The organism is Streptomyces sp. NPDC054794 (assembly GCF_053611585.1).
In genome coordinates, this window is sequence record NZ_JBSHAQ010000007.1 from 1 (window position 1) to 9,900 (window position 9,900).

At 68.7% G+C, this 9,900-nt stretch carries 8 protein-coding genes and 1 tRNA gene; 3 read left to right on the top strand and 6 right to left on the bottom strand.

The features are described 5' to 3' along the window. Window positions 1–10: 10 nt before the first annotated feature. Window positions 11–1,816 (bottom strand): bifunctional metallophosphatase/5'-nucleotidase, encoded by a 1,806-nt coding sequence (locus ACWGKT_RS08975; RefSeq protein ID WP_453273055.1) that lies wholly within the window; start codon window positions 1,814–1,816, stop codon window positions 11–13. 150 nt (window positions 1,817–1,966) lie between these two features. On the opposite strand from ACWGKT_RS08975, the gene ACWGKT_RS08980 reads away from it, so the two are divergent. After that, complete coding sequence (locus ACWGKT_RS08980; RefSeq protein ID WP_453273056.1) at window positions 1,967–2,647, top strand: SIMPL domain-containing protein; 681 nt, start codon at window positions 1,967–1,969, stop codon at window positions 2,645–2,647. A gap of 295 nt (window positions 2,648–2,942) precedes the next feature. Next, window positions 2,943–4,379 carry a pyruvate kinase gene (gene pyk, locus ACWGKT_RS08985; protein ID WP_453273057.1) on the top strand — a complete coding sequence of 479 codons (1,437 nt, stop codon included), beginning with the start codon at window positions 2,943–2,945 and terminating at the stop codon, window positions 4,377–4,379. Window positions 4,380–4,467: 88 nt separating this feature from the next. Here pyk and ACWGKT_RS08990 read toward each other — a convergent pair. Next, window positions 4,468–4,542: transfer RNA gene (locus ACWGKT_RS08990), tRNA-Leu, on the bottom strand. A 100-nt stretch (window positions 4,543–4,642) separates the two neighbouring features. Here ACWGKT_RS08990 and ACWGKT_RS08995 point away from each other — a divergent pair. Continuing rightward, window positions 4,643–5,308: an ANTAR domain-containing response regulator gene (locus ACWGKT_RS08995; protein WP_453273058.1), complete on the top strand. Its 666-nt coding sequence runs from the start codon at window positions 4,643–4,645 to the stop codon at window positions 5,306–5,308. Between the two features lie 101 nt (window positions 5,309–5,409). Here ACWGKT_RS08995 and ACWGKT_RS09000 read toward each other — a convergent pair whose 3' ends face one another. From ACWGKT_RS09000 to ACWGKT_RS09015, 4 genes are read right to left on the bottom strand one after another with little or no spacing between them, the layout of a single operon-like run. Then, on the bottom strand, window positions 5,410–6,126 hold the full coding sequence (locus ACWGKT_RS09000; RefSeq protein WP_356140587.1) for an ABC transporter ATP-binding protein: 717 nt from the start codon (window positions 6,124–6,126) through the stop codon (window positions 5,410–5,412). Further along, window positions 6,123–7,034 carry an ABC transporter ATP-binding protein gene (locus ACWGKT_RS09005; protein ID WP_453273219.1) on the bottom strand — a complete coding sequence of 304 codons (912 nt, stop codon included), beginning with the start codon at window positions 7,032–7,034 and terminating at the stop codon, window positions 6,123–6,125. The genes ACWGKT_RS09000 and ACWGKT_RS09005 overlap by 4 nt, the downstream gene beginning before the upstream one ends. 5 nt (window positions 7,035–7,039) lie before the next feature. Then, on the bottom strand, window positions 7,040–8,860 hold the full coding sequence (locus ACWGKT_RS09010; protein ID WP_453273059.1) for a branched-chain amino acid ABC transporter permease: 1,821 nt from the start codon (window positions 8,858–8,860) through the stop codon (window positions 7,040–7,042). Window positions 8,861–8,865: 5 nt separating this feature from the next. After that, entirely contained in the window at window positions 8,866–9,798 is a 933-nt protein-coding gene (locus tag ACWGKT_RS09015) for a branched-chain amino acid ABC transporter permease (protein WP_235456931.1), read from the bottom strand. Between the last annotated feature and the right edge of the window lie 102 nt (window positions 9,799–9,900).

Genomic DNA, 9,900 nt, shown 5'->3' on the forward strand with positions numbered 1-9,900 from the left:
ATCTGGCAGCCTAGAAGACCGGAGTGCCGCCCCGCGTGAGCTTCCAGTCCACCGACGCGAAATCCTTCGGGTCCAGGACGCCCTTCGCGGTCACCCACTCCGCGATCCGGGTGCGGATCTCGGTCGACTCCGACCACAGCTCCTTGGCCGAGGCGACGTGCGGGAACGCGCCGCCGCCGTTGGCGCGGTAGTTGTTCACCGCGAGCACGAACTGCTGGGCGTCGTCCAGGGCGGCACCGTTGTAGGTGAGGTTCTTGATCCGCGAACCGGGCGCCTGGGCGATGTCGATGTCGTACTGGAAGCCCGACACGTAGTCGTAGTTGTAGTCAGGGCGATTGTTCGCGTTCGTCAGCTTCTCGACGTCGACGGGGGCGCCGGCGGCGGTCTGGACGAAGTACTCCGCCGAGTACTCCAGGTACGCCCGGATCTGAGCGCCCGTCATCAGCTTGGCGACCAGCGTGTTGTCGTACACGTACAGGCCCGACAGGTCCCGGATGGTCACCTTGCCGGCCGGGATCTCGGAGGTGCGGGAGAACGGCGAGGCCTGGGCGACCACCGGCAGCGCGGCGTACTCGGTGCCCGCCAGCGCCGCCTTGACCACGTCCTCCTGGACCTTGGTGATCAGGTCGATGATCGGGGCGTCCTTGTAGCGGGCCTCGACCGTGGTGAGGGTGGCGGTCGCGGTGCCGACGACCTGGTTGACGTACGCGACGACCTTCGCGTGCTCGTCGCTCAGCAGCTTGGTGATCTTCGGGTCGTCGGCGACCGTGTTGGAGTTGCGCAGCGAGGCGGCGACGGACTCGACCTCCCACCGGCCCTTGCTGAACACCAGCTCGATGTCGAACAGGGTCAGACGCTCGGCGTAGCACAGCGGCTCGGAGAGCACGACCGTCCTGCCGGTGGCCTCGTTGGTGACCTTGAGCTCCGGGATCTCCACGTGCGCGTGGCCGACCAGGATCGCGTCGATGCCGGGCACCTGGCGGGCGACGTTGGCGGCCGCGTTCTCCACGTAGGGCAGCTGGTCGCCGTAGGACGAGGTGCCGGAGGAGCCGGAGTGCGCCGACACCACGACGACGTCCGCGCCCAGTGCCTTCAGCTTCGGCACCCACTTCGCGGCCTGCTCCTCCAGGCCCGGGAAGGCCAGCTTGCCCTGGACGTAGGCCTTGTCCCAGATCGCGATGCCCGGGTTGGTCAGGCCGAGGACGGCGACCTTGACCGGCGGGGCGCCCGGCACGTGGAACTTCTTGATGAAGTAGGGCGGGAAGGCCGGCTTCAGCGTCTTCGCGTCGACCGCGTTGGCGCCGAGCAGCGGGAAGTCCAGCTGGTCCTCGAACTTGCGGAGCGTCTCGATGCCGTAGTTGAACTCGTGGTTGCCGAGGGCCGCCGCGTCGTAGCCGATCGCGTTCATGGCCTGCGCCATCGGGTGCATCGGGCCGCCCTTGGCGGTGATCGGGTCGACCTTGGCGTAGTAGTACGTCAGCGGGGTGCCCTGGATCGTGTCGCCCGCGTCCAGCAGCAGCGTGTGACAGTGGCCCTTCTCCTCCCGCACCTGGTTCACCAGGGTGGAGATCCGGGCCAGGCCCATGGCGTTGCCCGCCTTGTCGGCGTACTCCGCGTCCTTGAAGTAGTCCCAGTTGAAGACGTGCCCGTGCAGGTCGGTCGTGCCCATGACGGTCAGGGAGTAGCGCTTGCCCGGCTTCTTCGCCGCCGTGGGCTGCGCGGCCTGCGCCGCCGGAGCCGCCGCCGCGCCCGCGATCGCCACCCCCGCCCCGGTCACGGCGGACTTCTTCAGGAACTTCCGGCGGTTCAAGGGCATGTCTGCTTCTCCTCGACGATCGGTCAACAACGCGCGTAGATTCTGACCTGCACATGACTGACGGCAACAGGTCCGGGAGGTTTCGATCTGGTGACCGAATCCCTCAACTCGCCCGCCGTCATAGAGATGAGACGTGACAGAGTGGGACGTATGACCGCCCCGTACGGCACTGCCGACGCTCCCCGTATCGCCGTCCGCGGCGAGGCCCACCTCGAAGTCGACCCCGAGATCGCCCGCATCGGGATCACCATCAACGCGCGCGGACGGGACCGGCGTTCGGCGCTGGACGACCTCACCCGCCGCAACGCCGCCGTCCTTGACCTCGTCAAGTCCTACGGCGAGGCCGTGGAGCGGCTGGAGACCGGCTTCTTCTCCATCACTCCCGAGCTGTCCTCGCACGGCCGCGGCGAACGCGTCCGCACCCACCACGGCCGGGTCCACATCAGCGCGGAGCTCTCCGACTTCACCGCCCTCGGTGAACTCACCACCCGTCTCGCCGACTTGGAGCTCACCCGGGTCGACGGCCCCTGGTGGGCCCTGCGCCCCGACTCACCGGTGCACCGGCAGGCCCGGCAGCAGGCGGTGCGCGAGGCGGTCCAGCGCGCCCGGGAGTACGCGGAGGCGCTCGGCACCACCCTGGCCGCGCTGGTGGAGCTCGCCGACATCGGCGCGGAGAACGCCGAGCCCTACGCGCCCCGGGCCGCGGGCCGCACCCGCTCCATGGCCTTCGCCGCGGCCGCGGAGGAGGCCCCGCTCGACCTCGAACCCCAGCGCCAGCATGTGTACGCACAGGTGAACGCCCGCTTCACCATGGCGCCGCCCAGCCTGTGAGTCCGGGGCCGGCGTCCGGGCCCCGATCCGCGAGAACGCGTTCCGGATTTCGAATGGGCCGTCGCGCTCATGTGTACGGTTGCCGCGCTCATGTGCATATTCCGGGAGGGCGGAGTGGGGCCGCCGGAATTCGCCTCGCCCGGCGATCGGTGGCCGAAACTCTTCGACCCTGTTGATGCTCATAGGAGCGGCCCACCGCACAATTCAACACTTGTCAATAGCGCTTCACGGAAAGGTTGTTGAGTAGTCACCCCCTGCCAATTCTCTACCGGCGGGTAAGGCCTAGGCTCGAATCATGCGCCGAGCAAAGATCGTTTGCACTCTGGGGCCCGCCACGGACTCGTACGACCAGATCAAGGCACTGGTCGAGGCCGGAATGGACGTCGCCCGATTCAACCTCAGCCACGGCACGCACGCCGAGCACGAGGAGCGTTACCAGCGCGTACGGAAGGCGGCGGACGAGACCGGCCGCAGCGTCGGCATCCTCGCCGACCTTCAGGGCCCGAAGATTCGGCTCGGCAGATTCGCCGAAGGACCCGTACTCCTTGAACGCGGCGACACCTTCACGATCACGGTGGAGCCGGGCGTCGAGGGCGACCGCAACCAGTGCGGCACCACTTACGAGGGCCTCGCCGAGGACGTCACCCCCGGCGAGCGCGTCCTCGTCGACGACGGCAAAGTCTGCCTGGAGGTCACCTCCGTCGACGGTCCCCGGGTGCACACCACCGTGGTCGAGGGCGGCATGGTCTCCGACCACAAGGGCCTGAACCTGCCCGGCGTCGCCGTCTCCGTCCCCGCCCTGTCCGAGAAGGACGAGGCGGACCTGCGGTGGGCGCTGCGCATCGGCTGCGACGTCATCGCGCTGTCCTTCGTCCGCAGCGGCAAGGACGCCATGGACGTCCACCGCATCATGGCCGAGGAGGGCCGCCGCCTCCCGGTGATCGCCAAGGTGGAGAAACCGCAGGCCGTCGACGCGATCGACGACATCGTGGCCGCCTTCGACGGCATCATGGTCGCCCGTGGCGACCTGGGCGTGGAGATGCCCCTCGAACAGGTTCCGATCGTCCAGAAGCGGGCCATCAAGCTCGCCAAGCGCAACGCCAAGCCGGTCATCGTGGCCACGCAGATGCTCGACTCGATGATCGACAACGCGCGCCCGACGCGTGCGGAGGCGTCGGACGTCGCCAACGCGGTCATCGACGGCACGGACGCGGTGATGCTGTCCGGCGAGACGAGCGTCGGCAAGCACGCCATCGAGACGGTGCGCACCATGGCCCGTATCGTCGAGGCGGCCGAGGAGGACCTGCTGGCCAAGGGCCTGCCGCCACTGACGGAACGCAACAAGCCCCGCACCCAGGGCGGAGCGGTGGCCCGTGCGGCGGCGGAGATGGGCGACTTCCTCGGCGCGAAGTTCCTGGTCGCCTTCACCCAGTCCGGCGACACCGCCCGCCGTCTGTCCCGCTACCGCTCGCCCATCCCCGTGCTGGCGTTCACCCCGGAGCAGGCCACCCGCTCGCAACTCAGCCTGACCTGGGGTGTCGAGACCTTCCTCGGCCCGCACGTCGAGTCCACGGACGCGATGGTCGACCAGGTGGACGAACTGCTCCTGAAGTACGGCCGCTGCCAGAAGGGTGACGTCGTGGTGATCACGGCGGGCTCCCCGCCCGGCGTCTCCGGCTCGACGAACCTGGTCCGCGTCCACCACATCGGCGAGGACGACAGCCCCAAGTAATGCGGGTCAATGACCGAGGGCCCCTCGGAAATGAGGGGCCCCACACGGTAACGACCTTGGAATAGTGACCTTGGAATGCCAGGAAAAGTGCCCCGGGTCGGACTCGAACCGACACTGTACGGGTTTTGAATCCGTTGCCTGCTGCCAATTGGGCTACCGGGGCTCGCAGATTCCAAGGTTTCCCCTGACCCTCCGCGCGTCCACCATACCGTAGCTAGGTAGGCTCTTGTCAGCAGTACCTCTGCCCTGAACGAGGAGCCCCCGTGACCGCCGAGTCGCCCCAGCCCGTAGACGCGCCCGACGACGACAAGTCGCACGTGCCTCCGCTGACGACCCGAGTCGTCATCGCCGAGGACGAGGCCCTGATCCGCCTCGACCTGAAGGAGATGCTGGAGGAGGAGGGTTACACCGTCGTCGGCGAGGCCGGTGACGGCGAGCAGGCCGTGGCGCTCGCCCGTGAGCACCGGCCGGACCTGGTCATCCTCGATGTGAAGATGCCCAAGCTGGACGGCATCTCGGCGGCCGAGAAGATCGCCGAGGAGTCCATCGCGCCGGTCCTCATGCTGACCGCCTTCTCGCAGCGCGACCTCGTCGAGCGGGCCCGGGACGCCGGCGCCATGGCGTACCTCGTGAAGCCGTTCAGCAAGAGCGACGTCGTGCCCGCCATCGAGATGGCCGTCTCCCGCTTCACCGAGCTGAAGCAGCTGGAGCAGGAGGTCGCCGACCTCACCCTGCGGCTGGAGACCCGCAAGCTCGTCGACCGGGCGAAGTCCATCCTCCAGACCGAGTACGGGCTGACCGAGCCGGCCGCCTTCCGGTGGATCCAGAAGACCTCGATGGACCGCCGGATGTCCATGCAGCAGGTCGCGGAGGCCGTCATCGCGGACAGCGAGGAGAAGAAGGCCGCCAAGTCGTCCGACAAGGGCTGACCCTGGCGGTACGCGCCCCGCACGCACGGGACGAGGCCCGCGCCCCGGAGAATCGGGCGCGGGCCTCGTCGTACGCGGGACAGGGTGTCCCGGGCCTCGTCCTAGTCCTCGCCCAGGTACGCCTTCCGCACGGACTCGTCGTGCAGCAGGTCCTGCCCGGTGCCGGAGAGCACGATGTTGCCGACCTCCATGACGTGGCCCTGGTCGGCCAACGACAGGGCGGCCTGAGCGTTCTGCTCGACCAGCAGAATCGTTGTGCCCTGGGACTTCAGCTCGGCGATCGTCGCCATGATCTTCTGCATCATGATCGGCGAGAGACCCATGGACGGCTCGTCCAGCATGAGCAGCTTCGGCTGGGACATCAGGGCCCGGCCCATCGCCAGCATCTGCTGCTCACCGCCCGACAGGGTGCCGGCCGCCTGCTTCCTGCGCTCCCCGAGGATGGGGAACAGGTCGTAGGCGCGCTGGATGTCCTTCTCGATGCCCGGCTTGTCGTTGCGCAGGAACGCACCGAGGCGCAGGTTGTCCTCGATGGTCATGCGCGGGAAGATGTGCCGCCCCTCGGGGGAGTGGGCGAGCCCCAGCGACACCACCTGGTGGGCCGGGATCTTCTTCAGCGACTTGCCATTGAACCGGATCTGGCCGCCGACCGGCTTCAGCAGACCGGAGAGCGTGCGCAGGGTGGTGGTCTTGCCGGCGCCGTTGGTGCCGATCAGGGTGACCACTTCGCCGGCCTCGACCTTGAACGAGATGCCCTTGACGGCCTCGATCTTGCCGTAGGCGACCCGCAGGTCCTCTACTTCGAGCAGTGCGGTCATCGGTCGTTCTCCTTGCCGGGCGCGGCGTCCGTCGTGGTCTCGGCGTGCGCCTCGGCGGCCTCGACCTCGGCCACCTCCTCGTCGCCGGGAGCGTTCTCGAAGGGTTCGCCGAGGTACGCGGCGACGACCCGCTCGTCGCCCTGCACGGTCGCGCTGTCGCCCTCGACGAGCTTCTCGCCCTGCACGAGGACGGCGACGCGGTCGCAGAGGTTGAAGATGAAGCGCATGTCGTGCTCGATGACGAGGACGGCGATGCCCTTGTCACGGATCGCGAAGACCAGTTCCTCGGTGGCCCGGGTCTCCTGCGGGTTCATGCCCGCCGTCGGCTCGTCGAGGAGCAGCAGACCGGGCTCGCTCGCCAGCGCCCGGGCGATCTCCAGCTTGCGCTGCTCGCCGTAGGGCAGGTTGCGGGCCAGGTGCTCGGCCTTCGCCTCCAGGCCCACGAACTCCAGCAGTTCCATGGCGCGTTCGCGGGAGGCAGCCTCGGCCTTGTGGAAGCCGGGTCCGCGCAGCAGGGCGGACCAGAGGCCCTCCTTGGTGCGGGTGTGACGGCCGACGAGCACGTTCTCCAGGACCGTCATATTGGCGAACAGACGGATGTTCTGGAAGGTACGGGCGATGCCGGCCGCGGTGACCTTGAAGGACTTCGGCGGCAGGATGTTGCCCTTGTAGCGGACCTCGCCCTCGGTGGGGACGTACAGGCCGGTCAGGCAGTTGAAGAAGGTCGTCTTGCCGGCGCCGTTGGGGCCGATCAGGCCGACGATCTCGCCGCTGTTGACGGTGAGGTCGACGCCGCGCACGGCGGTCAGACCGCCGAATCGCATCGTGACGCCACGGGCGTCGAGCACGACCTCGCCGGGGGCGGAGGCGCCGGGGGCGGCGTCCTTGGTGGTGGTGTCGGTGGTCATCGTGGTCACGCCCCTGCCTTGGTGAGGACGGCGGGTGCTTCGGCCTCTTCGTGGAATTCGAGCTGCCGACGGCGGTTGGGGATGAGGCCCTCCGGGCGGAAGCGCATCAGCAGCACGAGCGTGACACCGAAGGCGAAGAGCTGGTAGTCGCCCAGGAACTGGAGCTTCGCGGGGATCAGGTAGAGCAGGGCCGCGCCGACCAGTGGTCCGGAGATGGTGCCCATGCCGCCGAGGACCACCGCGGCCAGCAGGAAGGCCGAGTTGGGCGGGACGACGTGGGCGAACTGGTACTGCTCCGGGGTCACCGTGTAGGTGACGTGGGCCTGGACGGAGCCGGCGAGACCGGCGAGGGCCGCACCCAGGGCGAAGGCGATGAGCTTGACCCGGAAGCCGTTGATGCCCATGGCGAGCGCTGCGGTCTCGTCCTCGCGGATGGCGATCCAGGCACGGCCGATGCGGGAGTCGCTGCTGCGCCGGAACACCACGACCACGATGAGCGTGATGAGCAGCATCAGCAGGAAGTAGTTGGCGAACCGGCCGATGGTGGCGCCGAGGAGCGTGTGCTCCTGACCGAAGTCGAAGCCGAGGATGTCCAGGTTCGGGATCGAGGAGATGCCGTTGGAGCCGTTGGTGACGTCCGGGCCCGAGGTGCCGTCCATGTTCAGGACGGTGATACGGAAGATCTCACCGAAGCCGAGCGTCACGATGGCGAGGTAGTCGCCGCGCAGGCGCAGGGTCGGGGCGCCGATGAGGACACCGAAGACCATGGCGACGGCCGCGCCGGTCAGCGCCGAGGCCCAGAACGGCCAGCTGACGTGCAGCGGCGAGGACGGCGAGCCGGAGACCAGGGCCGCGGTGTAGGCGCCGACACCGAGGAAGGCGACGTAACCGAGGTCGAGGAGGCCGGCGAGGCCGACGACGATGTTCAGGCCGAGCGCGACGGTGGCGAAGATCAGGATGTAGACGCCGATCGTCGCGTACTGGTCGTCGGACTGCGTGAAGGGGAAGGCGGCCGCGGCGGTGAAGGCGCCGACCATGGTCAACGTGCGGTGCCGCGCGGTGATCGCCGAGACCCGGGCCACGATCCCGGCCTTGGCGATGGCGGCGAAGCCGAAGCCGGCGGTGATGAGGAAGCCGACGAACAGCTGGTCGTACTCGGTGCCGATGCCGTAGGTGAAGACGATCAGGCCGAGGGCCATGGCCGCCACGATGACGAGGATCTCGACATAGACGGGCAGCTGGGCGGCCGGAGCGGGGGTCTTGCCGGCGAACGCCGCCTTGAAGATGTTCCAGTTCTGGCGGGACGTGTGGCGGAACGCCTCCCAGCCGGTGTCGTCCGGGTCGGACGGCTCGGGGGTCGGCCGCTCGAACGGCAGGGCCAGCGCGCCGAGCAGGGCGGCCAGCGTGGCGATGGCGACGACGAAGCCGCCCGCCTCCAGGTTCACCAGTCCGCCGAGCTTGGCGCTGATCGCGATGACGGTGTACCAGGCGGTGGCGAAGGTGCCGAGCGCGGCCATCTTCAGGGCGCCGTCGGCGCTCCCGGGCGTCAGCCGGTCCAGGCCCTTGACGCCGTACGAGGCGAGGCCGAACAGGGTGGTGAGGACGCCGCCGATCAGGACGAGGACCTGCAGGCCGCCCGGGTAGCCGTAGACGGTGAGGTCGCCGGGGAACTCCGCGGTCCAGGTCCAGGCGAGGAACGTGGAGACGATGGTCAGGGCGCCGCCGCCGGTGGCGAGGGCCCGGCCGAGGGAGGCCGGGATGCCGATCAGGCCGGTCTGGACGGCCGCGGGGGCGCTCGGGGTCTCTGCTGAGGTCTGTGTGGTCATCGGTGTCACGCCCTGTCCGCCACGCGCTCACCGAGCAGACCCTGGGGCCTGAACAGCAGCACGAGGATGAGGAGTACGAACGCCCAGACGTCTGCCCAGGACTGGCTGCCGAACTTGTCCATGCCGGGGATGTCCCCGATGTAGGCGGTGGACAGGGCCTCGGCGACGCCGAGGACGATGCCGCCGAGCATGGCGCCGTAGATGTTGCCGATACCGCCGAGGACAGCCGCGGTGAAGGCCTTCAGACCGAGGATGAAGCCCATACGGAAGTCGATCTGGCCGTACTTGAAGCCGTAGGCGACGGAACCGACGGCGGCGAAGGTGGCACCGAGGGCGAACGCGATCACGATGATGCGGTCGGTGTTGACGCCCATCAGCTTCGCGGTGTCCGGGTCCTGCGCGGTGGCCTGCATGCCGCGTCCGGTGCGGGTGCGCATCACGAAGTAGGCCAGGATCGCCATGCTGATCGGGGCCGCCAGCAGCAGGAAGACATCGCCGGTCTGGATGGTGACGCTGCCGATGTCGAAGGGGCCGCCGGGGATGCTCGGGAACGTGCGGGCGGACTTCGCCTGCGGGTACCAGGCCCACACCGCCTGCTGCAGGGCCAGGGAGAGGCCGATGGCGGTGATCAGGGGCGCGAGGCGTGGGGCGTTGCGCAGGGGGCGGTAGGCGAACCGTTCCGCTCCGACGGCGACCGTGACGGCGACCAGGATGGCGCCGATGAGCATCAGCGGCAGGGCCAACCACATGGAGGTGCCGTCGGGAAGGATGTAGACGTAGACCGTGAGGGCGCCGAAGGCGCCGGTCATGAATATCTCGCCGTGGGCGAAGTTGATGAGCTGGACAATGCCATAGACCATTGTGTAGCCGATGGCGACCAGCCCGTACATGGATCCTAGTAGCAGGCCGTTGACCAGCTGCTGCGGCAGTTCGTTCACCGCATGTCCTCCGAGCGTTCGGAAAGTTCGACGAATGTGGCCGGATGCGAGTCCGCGCGGGGGGCCCCGGGCACCGCCCCCCCCGCGGCGAGCTGGGGCGGG